Origin of the sequence: Planomicrobium sp. MB-3u-38, assembly GCF_002836425.1 — a bacterium.
Taxonomy (GTDB): Bacteria; Bacillota; Bacilli; order Bacillales_A; family Planococcaceae; genus Planococcus; species Planococcus okeanokoites.
The window spans coordinates 59,496-78,888 of the sequence record NZ_PJBO01000010.1 but is presented as its reverse complement, the minus strand read 5'-3'; the positions used below and the strand labels follow the sequence as shown (position 1 = coordinate 78,888).

The window sequence follows — 19,393 nt, the reverse complement described above, 5'->3', positions numbered from 1 at the left end:
CGGATGGAAAAATTGATAGGGAAGCTCAGCTCGGATTTAACGCAGAACCAGGATGTATCGATTCGGCAAACTCTTGTCTGGCAATTGCCGATCATTTCTTATGAAGTATCGTACGACCGGGTCAAACGGCTGAAAATGGACATCCTGATGAAAATGCTTCTTTTCGCGTTTCAGCAGTCCGAAATCCGCCGCGCCGCCGTCCTGGCTGATATGCTGTCGGTGGAGGAGCTGTTCGTCAGCGACCTGATCGACAAGATGCAGCGGACCGGGCTGGTATTACTCGGGAAGAAAGGCTACGTGCTGACGCCGAAAGGCCATGATTATCTGGATAAAGGCATTTTCGAGGAAGCGTTGGACGGGGAACAGACAGTGATTTCCTATAGCGCGGCGCATGATACTTACTCGTTAAATGAAACAGAAAGCCCTGCGAACGAAGGAGAGTTTCCACTATATCGATTTGCTGTGGAGAAAGACGGGGAAGAAGCGCCGATGTTGGAGCTGCTCACAAATGAGAGGAGCTCAACAGAAGAAGGCTTTCAAATCCTCGTCTCTGGGATCGAGGAATTTGAAGAGCTCAAAACCGTTTTTATTCCGTGCATCGAATTTCAAATGTACGACCGGAAGCAGGATATTCTTTTTGCGCGGGTTTGGAATATCGGAACGGGTGCATGGGATGAGAAGCTTGAGCAACAGATTGAAGAGCGTGAACTTGTGGAGTGGCGAGAGGCGATGAAAGCGGAAGTTGAGATTGCCGGGCAATAATGAGTTAAATAGGAAGAAGGCGCAGAAGCGATTGCCGTTTCTGCGCCTTTTTAGTATGGTTTTTCGCTTTTCGCTTGCGAAAAGCATGCGATTAGGATGTCCTTTCCCTCAATTTTTAGCGAAATAACCAGATATCGGCGTTCAAAAAATTATATCGGCGCTCAGCGGATTATATCGGCGTTCAAAAAATTATATCGGCGTTCAGGAAAATATATCGGCGTTCGCCAATTTTCCGCACTCAAAATGAGACAAATAAAAGGAGTGGAAACGATGACCGTTTCCACTCCTTTTCACAAATTACTGCTTATCATTTTTGTATTGCATGTAAACCACTTGCGTAGCGAGGAAATCTTCCATACCGTGTTTGCCGTCAGCTCCGCCGAGGCCTGATTGGCGCATGCCGGCATGGTAGCCTTGCACAGCCTCGAAGTTCTCGCGGTTAACGTATGTCTCGCCGAATTTCATGTCATTGACGACGCGCATCGCTTCGTTAAGGTCGTCGGTGTATACGGAAGAAGACAGGCCATAAATTGTGTCATTGGCTTTTTCAATTGCTTCGTCCAAAGTTTTGAATGTCGTGATGGGGAGGACTGGACCGAATACTTCTTCGCGGATGATATCCGAGTCGTGCGATACATTGGTCAGTATCGTCGGTTTGTAGAAGAAGCCGCTTTCGAAGTCCGGACGCTCTCCGCCCGCAGCAACCACAGCGCCTTGTTCGACAGCCTGCTTGACCATGCTTTCCACAGTTTCAAGACGGTCCTGGCTGATCAGTGGTCCGACTTCCACGTCTTTATTTTCACGAGGATTGCCCAAGACCTTGGATTCGAATGCTTTCACCAGTTTCTCGGTCAATGCCTCGGCGACGCTTTCATGCACATAGAGGCGCTCGGCGTTCGTACAAGCCTGTCCGCCGTTAGCCAGCCTTGAAGTCGTGATCGCTTCGGCTGCCAAGTCCAAATCAGCATTTTGAGTGACGATGGCCGGTGCTTTACCGCCCAATTCCAAATTGACTTTGGTGATATTCTGCGCCGCCGCTTCCATCACTTTGGTTCCAGCTTGCACACTGCCGGTCATCGTGATCAACTGAACCTTTTTATGTGATGCCAGCGCATTGCCGATTTCAGAGCCGGTACCGGTAACTACGTTGTAGACGCCTGCAGGAATTTCATTCATCGCATCAATGATTTTGGTGAACTCCATCGCTGTGTTGGGTGTTTGCTGACTCGGCTTGATGACGATGGTACAGCCGGTAACTAATGCAGTTGCGACTTTTCGCGCAAGAATAAAAACAGGGAAATTCCAGGGGATGATGCCGGCTACGACGCCGATCGGTTTCCTATAGATGAAGATATTCTCGTTCGGACGGTCACTTGGAAGGATTTCGCCTTCGATTCTTCTGGCCCATTCGGACATGTAATGGAAGTAATCGATGGCCAGATCCACTTCACCGCTTGCAAGTTCGTAGTCTTTTCCTTGCTCTTCCTGCAATAAATCAATAAAAATATCTCGTTTTTTGGCGATTTCATCACCAAGTCTGCGGACGATTTTTCCGCGTTCGATATTCGGGGTCAGTTCCCAGGCCTGTTGTGCCTGGAATGCGGCTTCGACAGCTTTATCAACGTCTTGCTCGTTGCCTTTTGGAATTTGGGAGATTACTTCTTCAGTGGCTGGGTTGATGATGTCAATCCACTCAGTTCCGGTGGAATCTATATATTCGCCGTTCACATACAGTTGATGTTTCTGCAAAGTAATTTCCTCCTAATTTTAAGACTATTGTATCTTTTCCCTGTGCCCTGATTATTAAACTGGAGATAGAGTGCGACTTTTCTACTGTATGCGTTAAACAACCCACCCGAATCAAAGGATTCGGGTGGGTCTGTTAAGCCTGCTTTAATTTTTCATTTATGGAAGATGGTTGTTCTGTGCGCTCACACACCAGTATTTCCCGCAGGAACAGACTTTTTTTCGCGATGCACCTGTCGGTTATTTTAAAGCCTGCGTTTTCTATCATATGGTCGATGGGTTCGATGGTCACGACCAGCAGTTTTTGTGTGAAAGGATGCGCGGCTTTCAGGATTTCCTGCTGTTCTTTTGCAGTTGCGTGAGTGTAAAGGTTATAAGGCATATCGATGATTGCGACATCGTACTGTTTTGTGATGTCGGCGATCGGTCCCAGTTCAACCGTTCCTTCCAATCCGAAATGGGCAATGTTTTCACGCGACCCCTCAACAACGAGTGGGTTGATGTCCCGTCCTTCCATATCGATGCCCATTGACAGTGCTTCAACGAGAACGGTGCCGATGCCGCAGCACGGATCAATCGCTCGGATTCCGTCTGGGTCGGGTACAGCAATATTGGCGACGGCGCGCGCGACTTTTGTGCTGAGCGCTGTGGAATATTCACGTGGTTTCTGCTGATGGCGGAACCAGACGGACTCACTCAATTGATAAATGCCGAAATACCAGCGGCCGCCAAACGGCATCAGGCCGAAGGTGACATCCGGTTCGTGGACGTCTGCCCGTCCCTTGATGACAGCGCCAATTTTTCTTTCAATATCACGTTTCTCCTGGTATTCAACTTTATCAGCCAGAGCCAGGTCATTGATTTTGGGGAAAATCACTTTGAATGTAGCAGCGTCCATATCCACATCGGCTGCTTGCTCCAAAATACCGGATAGAGCGCCGGCTTCAAACAGAACTTCGAGCCGCTCTTTGATGAAGGGGCTTCTGCCCGGCACGATGTCTACTGCACTTTTAATCATTCGTTCCTCTGTATCTCTGCCGAAAAATGCGCGCATCTCCATATGGCATAATTCTTTCTCGTCGCCGTGGTAAGCGTAAGTATAAATAAATTCACCGGTTGGTGTTAATCGCTTCAATTCATCCCGTCCTTCTAAGCCGTATTTAGCCATTATACCAATAACTGCAGTAAAGAAGGCGACCAGTGATTTACTTATGTCCCTTAGAAAATTCCCTTACTAAAAAGCTCTCCAGTTCTTCAGGCTTGTCACCGGTCAAACGTCCATAATCCTGGGTGACTTCGGCGATCAGGTTCTTTCCGGCTGCAGCGTATAAAGAAGCCAAAACTTCTCCGAATCCTTGGGGTTCATCATAAGTTGAAGCGAATTCTTCGGGTGTCATGGGTGTATAGCGGATAGGCGAGCCGCCGACCCGGCTCAATATTTGGGCAAGTTCATCCATCGAATAGGCTTTTTCCCCAGTCAGCGTATACCTGCCGCCATAAAGTTCCGGTCTTGAAACGAGCTGCACAATCGCATGGGCAATATCATCCCGCGAAATGAAAGAAATCTTTCCTTCGCCGGCCGGATATAATAATCTTCCCCGGTCCAGTAACTCTGGAAGATAAGCTGCAAGCGGATCTGCATACATAGCATCCCGGATCAAAGAGTAATTTAACTTGCTTGAAGCCAGTCTTCTGGGTGCATAACCGAAAAAGGGGCTCATTTTAAACGGATTGTTTTCATGGTCTGCAATAAAACCGGCAAAGATGAATTGGCTGACTTCCGCTTTTTCAGCAGCTTCCACAGCATTTTCGAATTCAGCAATCCGAACCGTATTTGGAAATGATGTGCTCGGAATATAGACCAGCACATCGGTGTTCAGGAACGCTTCTGTCATTTCTTGCATATTATTGTAATCGGCTTTTCTTACCGTAACGCCCTCCTCCGCAAAATGCGCTGCTTTCTGGGGTTTTCTGACGGATAAAACAATTTCAGCAGGGGAAAAACACTTTATGGCAGCTTCTGTAATTTTCGTGCCCAATTGTCCTGTAGCTCCTGTGATGGTGAGGTTCATCATTATTGGCTCCTTCCGCATAGCTGGTTGAGGTCTGTTGTATTATTATCATATGTTTGAAAAAAATCTCCCGGACTCGTTTTCCGGGAGATTTTTCTGTGGATGTGTCTATGCTTCACTTTTGATAATCGGGCAGCTGGGATCGCTGGCCCACTCATTCATCGAGCCGTCATAAACCGCGACGTTTGGCTGTCCAAGATTGTTCAGGAGCAGCGCGTTCCAGGTAGCGGCAATTCCGCCGCCGCAATATGTGATAACTTTTTTATCGGGATCGAGTGCGCCTGTTTCCTCGAAGGAGGCACGCAATTGGTCTTCATGGTAAAGCGATTTTGTTTCTTCGTCTGCATGTGCGCCGAAAAAGACATTCGTGCTGCTCGGGATGTGGGCCGCCTGGAATTCTTCAGGTGACAGGCTGTTGAGCAGGACGGTTTTTTCGTCGTCCATCGCTTGTCTGACATCTTCTTTTGTGGCCAGCATTTCTGTTCGGCGTTTGCCGGAAAAATCTGCTGCCGGGTACGTCTGCTGCTCAGTTGACAAACCGCGGTTTTCAGCCTGCCACTTTTGCAGCCCTCCCTCGAGAATGGCAACATTATTAAATCCTTCGTAACGCATCTGCCATGCAAGGCGTGAAGCCCAATAAGATGCTGCCACCGATTCACCGACCAGCGCATTCTGATCATAGATGACGGTATAAGTATCATCACCGATGCCAAGTTCGGTCATTTTTTTTACAAATTCATCACGCGTGGGCACAGTGAACGGCAAATCAGAGTCTTTATCCGAAAAATCACCCAACAAGTCAGCATAGACCGCTCCCAGGATATGTCCCTTCTCATAGGATGCCCGGCCGGTTTCAAGGTTCGGCGGGCCGCCGCCTTCGGGGAATTTCATAAAGACTGTCGCATCTACGATCCGCAGTTTCGGATCATATAAATGTTCTTCCAGCCATTCGGTTGTGACGATTAATGGAATATCATTCATCAGGAACTCCTCCTTTTCCTCTTTTATTCCACTCTAAAGTCAAAGAATTGGGACGTCAAAAGTTAAGTATGCCAATTAATGAAAAGAAAATTGCGCAATCGTGGAGCCGGATTGGAGAAAGGCAGTTGTTTGAAGTGGAAAGTTTGAAGGTATAGTACGACTGTCTAGAAAATTCAAAGGAGGAACTTTTAATGGATTTCAAAGATCATGGAAAAGAACCGTATGTATTGAATATTGAAGACGCAACAGAAGAGAACAGTAATTTCCGGACCACAATTTGGACGGGTGAAAATCTCCAAGTCACGCTGATGAGCGTTGAGCCGGGAGACGACCTGGGACTGGAGAAACACGAAGGCGATCAATTCCTGCGCATTGAAGACGGCCAAGGCTTTGTACAGATGGGCGACAGCGAAGACAACCTGACGTTCGAAGAAAATGCAGAAGAAGATTATGCAATTATGATTCCTGCCGGAAAATACCATAACGTGACCAATAACGGTGATGAGCTGTTAAAAATTTATTCAATCTATGCACCACCGGAACATCCGGCCGGCACAGTCCACAAAACAAAAGCCGAAGCCGATGCTGCTGAAGAGGAAGAAGAATAATAGTGGAAACACAGAAGGCATCCATTCAATTGGATGCCTTTTTGCTTTAAAAGCAATTGTCAAAGCAGTTTCTGGCATCCGGTTCAAGCCGTGCAAGCAATGTTTAAGGATTTTCACGATAAGCTTCACGTGTTCCGGATGGAAGTGTCAAAAGCTCCAGCAATTGATCGACCACTTTTTTGCGGGTTTCAAAATCGAACGGTTCACCGCATGGCCGCCCCATTTTGAACGGGACATGCAATGTCCGGGGAGCGGCGACTTTATCAGAGACTTCCGGGAACAGCGTGACCATCGCGGTTGGAATATCCGAAGCTTCTAAAGCCCGGGCATACAGCCCGAGAACGTTGTGGCAGGAACCTCAGCCAGGCACAAACAATGCTGCATCGATTCCCTCATTAAGGAGCAGTTCTGCAACTTTCGGTATCGAATCCTGTTCGGCTAATGCCGTATCGAGGATACCGCCGTTCAATCCAATATTAATGGATGATACAGAACCGATTTTTCCGTCCTTTGCAGATTGCTTTAATTGCGGGAGAGGAAACACGATTGTCGGATCAGATTTCGCATACTTGGTATCGATATAGATATGTGTCACAGTCAGATCCTGTTCGGAAACATCTGAAGGGACGATCCTGAACGTATGGTCGCCTGCCGGGTTATCGACATCAAAGGGTCTATCCGTCTTCAAGTGCACACCTGCGGTTGACACAAGAGCCACTTTACATTCATTTAGCGGCTTAGGCAAAAATGCTTCAGGGGATGTCGGATGTTCCCGCATATGGCTCATGGTGAATTTCTTGTAGGCTCCAGTGAAATTGCCGGAAAAAGTCCGCGACATTTTCGACTTGATTTTTGTTTTCATTTTCATGGAACAGCATTCCTCCGTTTCGGTCTGATTACTGATAAGTATTCGCTGTTCAGAAAGGAATTCCTTTAATGCGGCAGCAGTTAGTTGACAGGCGCTGTAAACCGACTTATAGTTCAATCAATTTAAAATGGAAGGCGGAGAAGCGAGCGATGAAATTGTATAACGGATTGGCAAGTTGGTGGCCGTTGATGTCTCCCCACACGGAATACGAAGAAGAAGCGGAGCTGTATCTGGAAATCATCCGGCGCTATCATCCCGATATTCAGAAAGCGGTCGAATTCGGTTCCGGAGGTGGCAGTAATGCATTCTATCTGAAACGGAATTTTTCCATGACCCTGACTGATCTATCGGCTGAAATGCTGGAAGTCAGCCGCGAACTGAATCCGGATTGCAAACATATCCAAGGAGATATGCGATATTTGGATCTTGGCGATGAATTCGACTTAGTTTTTATACATGATGCGATCACCCATTTTACGGACAAGGCGGATTTGCTGGAAGTCATGCAAAATGCGAAAAAGCATTTGAACGAAAAAGGTATCCTGATGATCATGACCGATCAATTTGAAGAAACTTTCAAACCTGTGACTGACCACGGAGGGATAGACCAAGGAAAGCGGGGCATGCGGTATTTGGAATGGACATATGACACTGACCCTGATGATCACAAAACAGAAACCGAATACGTCTATATCATGCGGAATGAAGACGGTGGGATTGCCAGGGAATTTGACCGGAGTGAATCCGGATTGTTTTCCATGCCGGAGTGGGAAGAGCTATTGGCGCAGGCTGGATTCCAGGCGCATTTCGAACGGGTTGAATACACGGAAGTGGAAGGAAATTATTTTGCGATTGTGGCGACGCAGCTTTAGATTGTACCGATTGCAGCACACCTGAGTTCAACTATCGGGTGTGTTTTTTTCTGCACATTTAAAAGTTATTGTCGCTAAGCATCTATCCAAGAAAGATTTTTCAATACACAAAATCGGGTATAGCAATATTAATTAAGCTTTTTTATTTAAACTAAGGTCAATCCTTTCCTATTGCCGGTGCATCCGACATTCAGAATAAAGTAGGTGACTTATGAGAATGCTGCGTCCGTTATTTATACTGACTTTTCTTTGTCTCTTTTTGAGCACAGCAGCCCACGCCGCTTACCTGGTTGAATGGGCAGGAAATCGCTTTATGCTGGGGCCGAACGACGGGCTCTCGCAAATGATGCCGTTCAAAGCGATGCTTTATGAACAATATACTTCAGGTGAATTTTTCTATTCGCCTTTTTTCGGTCTGGGCAGCGGCACTTATAGTGGCTTGTCCTATTACTTTTCCACTTCGATTTTCTTCGCACTGTCCGTCAACTTCTTCTTTATATTCGAACTTCTCGGTGTGATTACAGAACCCGATATCCTTTTTTGGGCGCATGCCGCCGTCTTCATCAATATCGTAAAGCTGGCCTTAGTGATCATTGTCAGCTATCTGGTTTTTCGTTACATGAAATTCCAGCCGGTGCCTGCTTTCCTGGGTGCCTCCATCTATGGGCTTTCCAGTATGTATTTTCGGCACGCTGTATATTGGGAATTTTTTGCGGACGCTTATTTATGGCTGCCGTTACTCATATTCGGCATTGAAAAAATCTTGCGTGAACAACGTCCTGGCTGGTTCATCGCAGCTGCTCAGTTTACTTTCACTGGTCGGTGCCCCCATATACCTGTGGAAGCAGAGAAAAATATGAAGCGAATGAAGCGGCTGAATTTAGGGTAGGGAATTATAAAGGAAGTTAGGACAGGGGGACTGAAAATGGACTTTTTGCCCGCAGATTATATGGTCATTACAATCCGGCTTTTAATGGCGGCGTTTCTGAGCGGCATGATCGGAATCGAAAGGGAGACAAAAAAACAGCCTGCGGGACTTCGTACGCATTTATTGGTCGGAACCGGCGCATGCCTGATGATGATCCTTTCTCTCAACGGATTTGATAATTACATCAACAATGCCAGTGGACCGCTGCAGTTTGACCCTTCACGTATTCCATCCTATGTCATCAGCGGCATCGGCTTTCTCGGGGCAGGAACCATCATCGTCAACCGCGGTTCTGTAAAAGGGCTGGCGACTGCCGCCTCCATTTGGGTTGCAGCCGGTCTTGGATTGGTTGTCGGAATCGGCATGTATTATGTCGCGGTCCTGTCGACCATTATCGTGATCGGTACATTATATGTACTGGGGGAAGTTGAGAAAAAATATATTTCCAAACACAAACAAAAACAAATCATCATCATCGCGGAAGATCAGGAAGACATGTTTTCCAAACTCAGCGGTTACTTCGAAGACAATGAGTTGAAGGTGATGGATTTTCAAATTGAAGATGTCGATACTTACAGTGAAAAGCGAGTCTCGAAATACATTTTTTCCATCGAAGAAGGCTATGTCAGCAATGAAATAGAGCTTGTCAAAGAGGTACAGAAGCTCGATGGGGTGGCGAAAGTGATTGTTTGATCCATATGGCGAATCAGCAAAGCCGATGCGGTGTGGAATATGGCTTTTAAATTGCCGGATCGGCCAACTGCTTTGGCGGATAATAAAGGAAAGTGTGATCTTTGGAGAGAATAGACTAGCGAGGGGAAATTTTCACTAATCCGTGCTGATGGCATGGCGGAGACGAAAGGGGAAGGAAAATGAAAATTCTAATTCTTGGCGGCACCCGCTTTCTGGGACGTTTTATTGCGGAAAGGGCTCTGCAAAACGGACACGAAGTGACTTTATTCAATAGAGGCCAGTCAGGCCCAGAACTGTTTCCGGAAGCTGAAAAACTGATCGGCGACCGGAACGGCGACCTTGAAGCGCTGAGAGGGCGAAGCTGGGATGCGGTCATTGATCCGAGCGGTTATCTGCCAAGGTCCGTCGCCGAGTCGGCAGAATTGCTTGCTGAAGCAGCAGAGCATTATACATTCATCTCGAGCGCATCGGTTTATGATCATCTGGAACAGCCGGATATAGATGAAAACCATTCAGTCGGCAAATTGTCCACGGAGAGGATCGAAGAGCTGAAAAAGCTGGAACCCCAACAGGCAATCGCTGAAAACTACGGTGAACTGAAATATCATTGAGAACAGGAAGTGGAACGGGTTTTTCAGGGACGCAGTTTAATTATCCGTCCGGGGCTGATCGTCGGTCCCTATGATTTCACAGACCGTTTCAGCTATTGGATCAACCGCATTGCGATAGGCGGAGAAGTGCTCGCACCTGGACGACGCGATAAGCGGATTCAGTTTATCGATGTGCGGGACTTGGCAGAATGGATCATCCGTATGGTGGAGTCGAAAGCAAATGGCATTTACAATGCCACAGGACCGGAAACTGGGTTGACGATGGAGGAATTTCTGAATACATGCAAAGAAACGATCGGCAATAAAGTCGACCTGGTCTGGGTCGAGGAAAAATTTCTGCTTGGCCATGAAGTGGACGGCTGGACCGACATGCCGCTGTGGATTCCTGACAGTATGAATATGCCGGGCTTCCTTACCGTCAACATACAAAAAGCGATGGATGCCGGGCTGAATTTCCGTCCTCTGGCGAAAACCATCCGTGATACGTTGGATTGGGAAGCTTCACGCACTGTAACTGAGAGGAAAGCAGGACTGGATCCTGACAAGGAAAAAGCGGTTTTGAAAGATTGGAATGAAAAAGGACTGTAAATAAAAGGCGATACTCTCCAAAAAAATCGGAGTTTGTTATAAGATAAGAGTCAACGGCACCTTTGAAAGGGGTGATATCAGGTGACAAGCAAATCTCGAATGTCAGCGTCAGGAAAAACTCATGCAAAGCCTGTAATTCAGAATGGCGATACTTTGCGTGGGGGAAGCAAGAACTAATTCGCCCGTAAATGTGTCATTCGAACATGGCTTCCTTATAAATGACCAATCAAACCATAAGGAGTGTTTCAAAATGATACATGTAAAAGAAACAAGCGATAAACAAGGAACTGCCGGCGAGCGGCCGGAAGCTTTTATACGCAACGATCAGTTCAACTTTATCAAAGGCCAGACAAAAATCCTGGTCAATGGCAAAGCGAGCAGCAGCGATGCGGAAGTGCTGAGCGTGCTGCGCCATCTCGCCCAGGAAAAAGTTTTCAGCCTTTTCCCTACATTGACCGATGAACAAAAAGCTGTGTTGAAACCGTTGACCGCAGTTAAGGAAACAGCTGAAGCGGAAGCCTTTCTTGAACAGTTATCGGCATACCTGCTGCCGTTCAAAAGCGTAACGGATCAGAACCTGAAAAAATTATTCCCGAAAGCGAAAAAGCTGAAAGGGCCGAAGCTCGAAACGGTCGACTTCAAAAAGCTGTCGTACCTCGGCTGGATTGAAAGTGCGACACTCATGTATCTGGTCATCGAAAGGGATGGCCGACTGGAAGGCATCCACGGCAGCTTCAATCGCAGTGCAAAACACGGCATCTGTTCAATTTGCAACAAGCATAACGAAGTTGGCCTTTTCACCGCCAAGACTAAAGGTTCCAGCCAGGATAATTTCGTCAAACGCGGCAACTATATCTGTCAGGATAACGATGCCTGCAATCGAAATATCGATACCCTGGAGCGTCTCCATGATTTTGTGGAACGCCTGCAAAAATAATGAAAATAAGTGCTTTCCGGGAAACCGGAAAGCTTTTTTAGTCCAGTGATAACTGTGAAATCAAGGTTGGGAAAATTTTTCTCGATTTTAAAAGTGAATTCTAAATAATACATTTAAAATAGTGACTTAATGATATTTATATTAATTAATAACTATATAAAAACGGATTATGAACTTTTAATAGGCTATTGTGTCTTTATTGGGTAAAAATAGGTTGGGAAATATTTACGCCTATTGATTTGAAAAATTTGTCAGTCTACCATCATAGATAAGTTGCGTTCCTTTTATGCTTTTCTGCCAAATAAGGCAGCGGACCTCATAGATGAAAATTCAACCATTGGAGATGGAGCCATGAAGAGAAAGATTACATCCTCACTTATCATTATTTTGTTGATTGCACTGGGAGTTCTTGGGTATAAGTATTTTGATAAAGCGGAAGCTGGCGGCAGCGTATGGGGATTGGGCAAGTCGTTTGAATCCCTGGAAGAAATCAAGGCTGATTCAGACTTGATTGTGCGTGTCCACATTCCTCTATATTATGATATCCGGGAAATCGGTGAAGAGGAGATGACCACCAAACAGGCTTTTTATGAAGTGGCAATTGATGAGGTTTTTCTGGACCGTACCGGTCATGGCTTTGATGAAGATTCTGAAATCGTAGTCAATCAGGTCATCGGAATGAAAAATTCGGAGGCTGAAGGATATTCAGCGGAAAAAGGTATGAGGCCGTTGAAAACAGGAGACTACCTGCTTTTCCTGAAGAAAGTGACTCACCCGACAGACGGGAACACCTATTATGTGTCAAACTCTTCCCGCCACATCTATAAATTACGTGGAAAAAATACATTTAAAAATATCGCGTCTGATGAGCTGATGGAAATCGACTATTCTGAGCTTGATGGTGGAAGATGAGAACAATACAATGCAAATCAGATGAAAAGGCTGTTCCAAAGGTCGGGGAAGCGACTTTGGAACAGCCTTTTTTTGTCTAAACCAATTTAACAGTAATGCTGCCATTATCGGATTGCAGGTCAATCGGATGCTGTCCTGTTCCGTAAACAGTTCTTCTTTTTCTGGAGCCGAATACAGAAACCGAGCCCCAATCGACGTCGGCGTTGATAGTGGCATTCTCCGGCTGTCTTTTCGTTTCCAAAAGGATGGAGCCGTTGTCCGTTTCCAGGCTGATGGTGCGTTCGAGGTCAGCCGCCAAAAGATGGATGCGCCCATTGTCGGTCTGTGCCTGAACATCTCCTTCGATATCTTTCAGTGTAATGGCGCCATTGTCAGATGCAGCATGCAGTTTCTCGGCGCGGACATCTTTCAGCGAAAGGTGGCCATTGTCAGTTTCAGCCCGAAGGCTTTTTGTCTGGACTTCGGACAATTTAATCACTCCATTATCCGATTTCACGGCGAATATTTCTGCGTTTATCCGATTCAGGTCGATGCTGCCATTATCCGTTTCAACCAGCAGCTCTGTACTTTCCAGGCGTTCACCAGTGATGGTGCCATGGTCAGAAAGAATTTGAATCTTCTCGTATAATTTAGGGGGCAATTGAACAATCAGAGTCGGTGACTTGAAACTTCCCGTAATCGTAAAGAATCCCCATTTTTTCGGTTCCTCTTTTAATGTAATCACAAGGGTCCGGTCAAGGATGTCTACAGCAAGATGCTGGCGGTAGGTTTTGTTTTCGACATCGACATGCATTTGGCCGTCATTTGAAGGTGAGATCTGCACAAGCGAGTTGTCTGTCTGGATATCCACTTTATCGAATTTGTCTTTTGAAATATCGATTTTTTCCACAGGAATTGTTGATTGGCTGAAATCAAAGCTGTCGATAAGTTCTTTTGCAATGGCTTCCGGGGAGCCCAGTTCTGCAGCAATTTCATTCTCGGACTTGCCATCAGCGCGTCCGTTTGCGAAGTATTCGCGGATATCCTGCAGAATGTCGTTTCGTTCTTCAGCTGGCAGGCTCTCCATGGCCTGTTCAAGTTGTTGCAGAAATTGTTGTTCAGTCATTTTGCACACCCTCTTCGATTAGTTTGTTGACTCCATCCGTAAAACTTTTCCATTCTTCGAGCTGTTCATGAAGGTACGTCCTGCCGGCTTCGGTGAGCGAATAATATTTGCGCGGTGGGCCTTCTGTCGACTCCTGCAAATAAGTGGAGAAGTAGCCTTCTTTGGTCAAACGGCGGAGCAGGGGATAGACAGCTCCTTCCGAAATGGCGATGCGATCGGAAATTTTCTGCACCAATTCATAGCCGTAACGGTCCTGCTTATCCAGAAGCACCAGTACACAAAGGTTCAGCGCGCCTTTTTTAAATTGTATATTCACTTGAAAAACCTCCTTCCTTCGCTAGTATTTTATAAACAGTAGTGGTTAATGAATAATATATCATTCAGTACTGTTCAATGCAAGGTATTGGATAAATTTATTTGAAAAATTAAAAAGCCTTTCCGGTGAAAGAATCCGGAAAGGCTGAAAAGTATTTATTGTTTCGGTAAAACGATTTTCCGGTAAAGGTGGATTGTAAAGAAATAATAGCCGCCGTAAATTGCCAGGAAAATAAGGATGGACACCCACAATCGGTAATAAGGTTCGTCCATGATGAATGTGAACATCCGCATGCCGACAAAGACATGCAGCAGCCCCAGAATCCCTGGGAACAGGAAAATGATGAATATTTCCCGGGACAGTGAATTTTCAAGAACCCTGCGCCGGACACCCAGTTTCCGAAGGCTGTCATAGCGCCGGATATCATTATTGGCGCCAGACAGGATTTTGAACATGAGTATGCTTGCCATCATCGTCAGAAAAGCCAGGCCGAGGAAAAAGCCCATGAAAAAAGTTCCGCTGGCAATGGCGTATTGTGTTTTGAACTGGGCATATTTGGTCGCGACAGAATCGGTTTCCGGGTCAAATCCGGTAACGAGATCAGGGTATATGTCCATTTGCAGCTCGTCCAGCTTCTGCCACTCTTCAATATGGGCAGAAAAATCAGCGGTTCTTGCCAGCACAATGGAAATTTCCTCTCCTTCCGCAAGTTCATATTCCTCAAGCGGAACGATGCGGGTAGATCTTGTGCCTTCAAGCGCAGGATTGATGGCATAAAGTGCAGTAAACCATTGGTCAGAGACAATTTGGCTGCCGTCCTCAATTTCCAGCTTCTCCGGCAGCGGATCGGGGCGGACTACTTCATAGGTGACCATATCCCTGATCAGCGGAGGCGCAGCATTCAGCTCATCCCGAACCAAGTAGATGAACTCATCATCCAATTTCATGCGGTAGGTGAGTTGTTCTTCAACTGGAATTGAATCTAAAACAGCCATTTCTGCAGCGCCGGGGTTGTAAAGCGTGGCATCATACTGCCAATGTTCATCAATCGATGTGAAAGCGTCGTTTTTAAAAGCGAATCCGCCTGCAATGGCACCGGCAGACAAGGCGATCAGCAATGCTATCGTGGCAAGAACCCATTTCAGTGAAGATAAACGAAAATTAAGCTGTCCGGAAGTGAAAGAATTGATTCCTTTAAAATTCACTTTTTTATTGCGTTTCCATTTTCGGACGATGATAGGCAGCAATGCCACGAATAGCACATAAGTGCCGAGCGTCGTTGCAATTGGTGCAGTGAATAACCCGATAAAACGGAGTGTTTCCATGAAATAGAGTGCAACATAACCGATTGCCAATAAGAAGAGGCCTAAGAAAATCATTAATGCAGCGTTTTTTGGCTTTTCCGGTAAGAGGTCGTTTTGTACTTCTGAACGCAATAATTCAATGATGGAAATTTTGGCGAGCCATAAATTATGGATGGACGACGTAATGAAAGAAGTGACAAGGTAGTAAATCACGGTCCAGAAAACCGCCGGCAAATAGACGACCTTGAATTGAGTGAATCCGATATTCAGCTGGTTCATGAGCACCCAGGAAACGACACGGGATAAAATGATTCCGAGTATGAGGCCGATGATGAGTGAAATGCCGGTTATGGCCATGGTTTCAATCTGAAATACACGCCGAATCTGAAGTTTTTTCGCACCGATCAGTTCATAAAGGCCATACTCCTTCTTCCGTAAGGACAGCAGAAACGAATTGGTATAGAACAAATAGAAGAATGTGATGACAGAAAGCATTACTGTCCCGACGAGAAAGACCAATTGAATATTATTGATGACGGAATTCTGCAGGATAAATTCTTTATTCAGTGAAAGAGTCAGGAACATGTAAAATACAGCGATGGAAATGATCAGGCCGGTAAAGAGAATGGCATAATCCCGCTGTTTCTTTTTCAAGCCGTTTAACGCCAGTTTCAGGATCATGAGCGGACACCTGCCAAAGGTATGCGATCCAGGTCACCGAGAACAGCTAAAATTTCCTGATGAAATTCATCGCGCGTGCCGGATGGGAAAAGTTCACGATCCAGTTTCCCGTCTTTGATGAAAAGGAGCCGGCTGCAATAGCTGGCGCTGCGCGGATCATGGGTCACCATCAGGATAGAGACTTTCCGTTCTTCATTCAAATCGGCTAATGTGTCGAGCAAGGTGGCTGCATTTTGGGAATCGAGTGCACCGGTTGGTTCGTCAGCGAGCAGCAGTGTCGGTTCATGAATCAAAGCGCGGGCGATGGCGGTCCGCTGTTTCTGGCCTCCTGAAAGCTCTGCCGGATATTTTTCTGTTATGTCGCCAATTCCAAGCAGACTGGCTACCTGATGGACGCTTGACTGGATTTTATCTAATTTCTTATTTTGGAGCGACAAGGGCAATGCAATATTTTCAAAGACCGTCATATTTTCCAAGAGATTAAAATCCTGAAAGATGAATCCAAGGTTTTGTGAGCGGAAGTCCGATAATTGATCTTCGTTCATGGACGAAACGGAAATGCCGTCGATGGTGATTTCACCATCCGTCAATGGATCGAGTGTCGCCACCATATTCAATAATGTGGTCTTGCCGGAACCTGATGGACCCATAATGCCGATGAATTCACCTTCCTTCATTTCAAAAGACAAATTGTTGATGGCGGTATATTTGGCTGTCCCTTTCTTGCCATAAGTTTTTGAGATTTTGTTTGCCTGCAGTATCGTTTTCATCGTGATTCCTCCTATCGCATTTTACTGGCTGTAAATGAGTATAATGGAGAAACATGAAGAATTACTTTCGATAAAAATGAAGAATTCTTAAGGTTCAAAAAAAAGCTCCCAAGTCATGGTTGATGACTTGGGAGCTTTTTGAAATCTCTATTCTTTTTCTGTCAGGAATGTAATAACCGCGAACAGCAGGAAAGCCAGCAGCAATAAAGTTCCGCCGACGATGAAAAGTACCATTACAAGGGTGTCGCCCCAATTGAACGGATTCAGATTGTACAGCCACATGCCGCCAGTCAAGCCAACGGCGCCAACCATTGCCAGAATGCCATGGATGGTGACAAGTTTCTTGTATTTGATCGTGTAGGCATGATAGAAAATACCCCATGCAAATACTGACAGCCAGCCGACGAGCAGAATATGCGCATGAATCGGGCGCAGTGAATAGTCCATCTGGCCAGCCATATGTGAACCAAGATATGTGCCGAGAAAACCGAAAATCGCTGAAAAGCGGATCAATCTTAAACTCCAAACTTTTTCCATGTGTAAAACCCTCCAAATTATGTTTGTTTCACATCGGGATGCGGCAAGGTGAGGATGAATTCACTGCCTTCTCCGATTTTGCTGTTAACTTTAATAGTACCATGATGCAGCTGGACAATCTGTTCAACTATTGAAAGACCGAGTCCTGTTCCATCTTTTTTGCGCGCGGCATCCCCGCGGTAGAAGCGGTCGAATAATTGGGGAAGTGCTTCTGCCGCAATTCCTGTGCCGGTGTCTTTGAATGTGACGATGACATCAGGGCCGATGGTCTTAAGTGCAATTTCAATACTGCCGCCGGGTTTATTGTATTTAATGGCGTTCGTCAGCAAATTGTCCCAAACGTTATCAAGCAGTTCGGCGTCGCCGCGGAACAGGGTGGGAGCCAAGGAATAAGAAAGATTGATATCTTCTTCCTCAAGCCGCCAGCGGTATTTGCGGACAACGGCTTTCAATTGTTCGTCCAGTTTGAATTCCTTTGACTTCATCGGATAGGCCCCCTGGTCCAGCGACGTCAGCAATAGGAGCTGACGGGTCAGGCTCGACAGCCGTTTCGCTTCCTGATCGATGATCGAGGTATAAGCCAGGCGGTCGGCATCCGGCAAGTCAGGTGATTTCAAGAGATCCGCGTAGCCTTGGATGTTCATGAGCGGCGACTGGAAATCATGCGAGACGTTGCTGATGAATGATTTGCGCGCCAAGTCGTTTTGCTGCAGCTGTGTCTGCATCAAATTGAAGCTCTCCGACAGCTGGCCGATTTCATCTTTCCGCTTTATATCGAGCGGATAATTATAATTTTCGCGGGCGATGTGTTTGGTCGCTTCGGTCAATTGCACAATCGGACGCGTCAATTGCCGCGCCAGCCAAATCATGCCGATGATGCTGACTAGTCCGATGGCAACCACAAAGCCGATCAGCACCGAATGGATATCAGTCCCCAAAAGTTTGGTATCCGGGCGAATGAACAAACCATAATTTTCACCGTCTCGTTCAAAAGGGACTCCGACCGTGTTATGCAGTTCATTCGTAAAGTGGCCGATCATGAAAATCTGATCCTTGAAACTATCAAGTCCGGTATATGTGCCGTTCTCAGTGAGAACGCGCTGGGCTTCCTCAGGAAACGCCGTGTCATCAAACGGCTCTCCATAGAACTTCATATCCCCCGCATTGTCGACGAGGGCAATCTGATAGCCGAGCTTCGCTACAGCCTGCATGTAACGGTCAAAGCTCTCTTCCGAATAAGGGACGTTTTGGACAGTTGCTACGATTTCCTGGGCGACGCCTACATTCTGTTCGATTGTCTCTTCTTTCGTCACAGTGATATAGAAGATATTGGCGATGGTGAAACCGATCAAAATGCTGATGGCCAGTATGAACAATGTGGCAATGGTGAATTGGCGGTATAACGTTTTCATTTCAATGCCTCGAGTTTATAGCCGATCCCGCGCATCGTATGGATTTCAACGGTGGCACCATAGCGTTTAAGCCGGTCGCGGATACGGTTGATATGTGTATTCAATGTCATTTCACTGACGTCGTGGCCTTCGCCCCAGACATATTCAAACAGCAGGCCGCGTGGGGTCGCCAGGTTGGCGCGTGACACCAGAAGGGACAGGATTTCAAATTCCTTCAATGGTAAAATGACGGTTTCATCGCCAATCGCCACTTCGAAGTTCCGGCGGTTGATCGTGACATTGCCGGATTGCAGATTCTCCTGGACCGACCGCTCTGAACGGCGCAGGACCACGGCCACGCGAAACAATAACTCTTTCGGCTCGAACGGCTTCACTACATAATCTTCAGAACCTGACAAAAACCCTTGTTCCTTGTCTTCGAGCTGGCCTTTCGCAGTCAGGAGGATCACTGGAATATTAAGGTCCTGCGTCAGGATCCGGGTCAGGTCGAAACCGTCCATTCCTGGCATCATGACATCGACGATAGCGAGGTCGACAAGCTGTTCCTCCAGCAGCAATAATGCTTGTTCAGCGTCGGTAGCCCGAAAGACAGTATAACCTTCATTGCCTAAATGGATCGCCACTAATTGCTGAATATAGAGATCGTCATCAACGACGAGAATTTTCATGCCTATTCCTCCCTGTAATTTG

At 46.4% G+C, this 19,393-nt stretch carries 22 protein-coding genes; 9 read left to right on the top strand and 13 right to left on the bottom strand.

All coding sequences use genetic code 11. The features are described from left to right. The first annotated feature begins 3 nt into the window (after positions 1 to 3). Positions 4 to 762 carry a hypothetical protein gene (locus CXF70_RS05430; RefSeq protein ID WP_101801822.1) on the top strand — a complete coding sequence of 253 codons (759 nt, stop codon included), beginning with the start codon at positions 4 to 6 and terminating at the stop codon, positions 760 to 762. 297 nt (positions 763 to 1,059) lie between these two features. Here the strand turns inward: CXF70_RS05430 and aldA are convergent, their stop codons facing one another. The 4 genes from aldA to CXF70_RS05410 form a co-directional block, all read right to left on the bottom strand. Then, positions 1,060 to 2,511, bottom strand: coding sequence for an aldehyde dehydrogenase (gene aldA, locus CXF70_RS05425; RefSeq protein WP_101801821.1), 1,452 nt, complete (start codon positions 2,509 to 2,511; stop codon positions 1,060 to 1,062). Between the two features lie 133 nt (positions 2,512 to 2,644). After that, positions 2,645 to 3,643 (bottom strand): TRM11 family SAM-dependent methyltransferase, encoded by a 999-nt coding sequence (locus CXF70_RS05420; RefSeq protein WP_101801867.1) that lies wholly within the window; start codon positions 3,641 to 3,643, stop codon positions 2,645 to 2,647. A gap of 70 nt (positions 3,644 to 3,713) precedes the next feature. Beyond that, positions 3,714 to 4,580: an SDR family oxidoreductase gene (locus CXF70_RS05415; protein WP_101801820.1), complete on the bottom strand. Its 867-nt coding sequence runs from the start codon at positions 4,578 to 4,580 to the stop codon at positions 3,714 to 3,716. Positions 4,581 to 4,688: 108 nt separating this feature from the next. Next, positions 4,689 to 5,561 carry a sulfurtransferase gene (locus CXF70_RS05410; RefSeq protein ID WP_101801819.1) on the bottom strand — a complete coding sequence of 291 codons (873 nt, stop codon included), beginning with the start codon at positions 5,559 to 5,561 and terminating at the stop codon, positions 4,689 to 4,691. Between the two features lie 191 nt (positions 5,562 to 5,752). Here CXF70_RS05410 and CXF70_RS05405 point away from each other — a divergent pair, with 191 nt between their 5' ends. Beyond that, positions 5,753 to 6,169 (top strand): cupin domain-containing protein, encoded by a 417-nt coding sequence (locus tag CXF70_RS05405; protein WP_101801818.1) that lies wholly within the window; start codon positions 5,753 to 5,755, stop codon positions 6,167 to 6,169. A 103-nt stretch (positions 6,170 to 6,272) separates the two neighbouring features. Here the strand turns inward: CXF70_RS05405 and CXF70_RS05400 are convergent, their stop codons facing one another. Then, positions 6,273 to 6,461 (bottom strand): hypothetical protein, encoded by a 189-nt coding sequence (locus tag CXF70_RS05400; protein ID WP_084242767.1) that lies wholly within the window; start codon positions 6,459 to 6,461, stop codon positions 6,273 to 6,275. Positions 6,462 to 6,527: 66 nt separating this feature from the next. Continuing rightward, on the bottom strand, positions 6,528 to 7,037 hold the full coding sequence (locus tag CXF70_RS05395) for a glycine/sarcosine/betaine reductase selenoprotein B family protein (RefSeq protein WP_101801817.1): 510 nt from the start codon (positions 7,035 to 7,037) through the stop codon (positions 6,528 to 6,530). 149 nt (positions 7,038 to 7,186) lie between these two features. On the opposite strand from CXF70_RS05395, the gene CXF70_RS05390 reads away from it, so the two are divergent. From CXF70_RS05390 to CXF70_RS05365, 7 genes are all read left to right on the top strand, one after another. Further along, positions 7,187 to 7,909: a class I SAM-dependent methyltransferase gene (locus CXF70_RS05390; protein ID WP_101801816.1), complete on the top strand. Its 723-nt coding sequence runs from the start codon at positions 7,187 to 7,189 to the stop codon at positions 7,907 to 7,909. 211 nt (positions 7,910 to 8,120) lie between these two features. Further along, a complete protein-coding gene (locus tag CXF70_RS05385; protein ID WP_101801815.1) occupies positions 8,121 to 8,798 on the top strand; it encodes a YfhO family protein in 678 nt (225 codons plus the stop codon). A 36-nt stretch (positions 8,799 to 8,834) separates the two neighbouring features. Further along, entirely contained in the window at positions 8,835 to 9,530 is a 696-nt protein-coding gene (locus CXF70_RS05380; protein WP_101801814.1) for an MgtC/SapB family protein, read from the top strand. Between the two features lie 179 nt (positions 9,531 to 9,709). Further along, the gene (locus CXF70_RS18325; RefSeq protein WP_199172794.1) at positions 9,710 to 10,141 is read left to right on the top strand and encodes an NAD-dependent epimerase/dehydratase family protein; all 432 of its coding nucleotides are present in this window, start codon (positions 9,710 to 9,712) and stop codon (positions 10,139 to 10,141) included. Between the two features lie 9 nt (positions 10,142 to 10,150). Further along, positions 10,151 to 10,729, top strand: coding sequence for an NAD-dependent epimerase/dehydratase family protein (locus CXF70_RS18320; protein WP_199172793.1), 579 nt, complete (start codon positions 10,151 to 10,153; stop codon positions 10,727 to 10,729). Between the two features lie 250 nt (positions 10,730 to 10,979). Further along, positions 10,980 to 11,666: a FusB/FusC family EF-G-binding protein gene (locus CXF70_RS05370; protein ID WP_101801813.1), complete on the top strand. Its 687-nt coding sequence runs from the start codon at positions 10,980 to 10,982 to the stop codon at positions 11,664 to 11,666. Between the two features lie 351 nt (positions 11,667 to 12,017). Further along, complete coding sequence (locus CXF70_RS05365) at positions 12,018 to 12,578, top strand: hypothetical protein (RefSeq protein WP_101801812.1); 561 nt, start codon at positions 12,018 to 12,020, stop codon at positions 12,576 to 12,578. Positions 12,579 to 12,654: 76 nt separating this feature from the next. Here CXF70_RS05365 and CXF70_RS05360 read toward each other — a convergent pair whose 3' ends face one another. The 7 genes from CXF70_RS05360 to CXF70_RS05330 all read right to left on the bottom strand — a co-directional run bounded on the left by CXF70_RS05360 (position 12,655) and on the right by CXF70_RS05330 (position 19,371). Beyond that, positions 12,655 to 13,683, bottom strand: coding sequence for a DUF4097 family beta strand repeat-containing protein (locus CXF70_RS05360; RefSeq protein WP_101801811.1), 1,029 nt, complete (start codon positions 13,681 to 13,683; stop codon positions 12,655 to 12,657). After that, complete coding sequence (locus CXF70_RS05355; RefSeq protein ID WP_101801810.1) at positions 13,676 to 13,999, bottom strand: PadR family transcriptional regulator; 324 nt, start codon at positions 13,997 to 13,999, stop codon at positions 13,676 to 13,678. The genes CXF70_RS05360 and CXF70_RS05355 overlap by 8 nt, the downstream gene beginning before the upstream one ends. A gap of 155 nt (positions 14,000 to 14,154) precedes the next feature. Beyond that, complete coding sequence (locus CXF70_RS05350) at positions 14,155 to 15,984, bottom strand: FtsX-like permease family protein (RefSeq protein ID WP_101801809.1); 1,830 nt, start codon at positions 15,982 to 15,984, stop codon at positions 14,155 to 14,157. Further along, the gene (locus CXF70_RS05345) at positions 15,981 to 16,754 is read right to left on the bottom strand and encodes an ABC transporter ATP-binding protein (RefSeq protein WP_101801808.1); all 774 of its coding nucleotides are present in this window, start codon (positions 16,752 to 16,754) and stop codon (positions 15,981 to 15,983) included. The genes CXF70_RS05350 and CXF70_RS05345 overlap by 4 nt, the downstream gene beginning before the upstream one ends. A 147-nt stretch (positions 16,755 to 16,901) precedes the next feature. After that, complete coding sequence (locus CXF70_RS05340; protein ID WP_101801807.1) at positions 16,902 to 17,291, bottom strand: hypothetical protein; 390 nt, start codon at positions 17,289 to 17,291, stop codon at positions 16,902 to 16,904. Between the two features lie 17 nt (positions 17,292 to 17,308). After that, the gene (locus CXF70_RS05335) at positions 17,309 to 18,703 is read right to left on the bottom strand and encodes a sensor histidine kinase (protein WP_101801806.1); all 1,395 of its coding nucleotides are present in this window, start codon (positions 18,701 to 18,703) and stop codon (positions 17,309 to 17,311) included. Continuing rightward, entirely contained in the window at positions 18,700 to 19,371 is a 672-nt protein-coding gene (locus CXF70_RS05330; protein ID WP_101801805.1) for a response regulator transcription factor, read from the bottom strand. Before CXF70_RS05330 ends, CXF70_RS05335 begins: the two co-directional genes overlap by 4 nt. Positions 19,372 to 19,393: the final 22 nt, after the last annotated feature.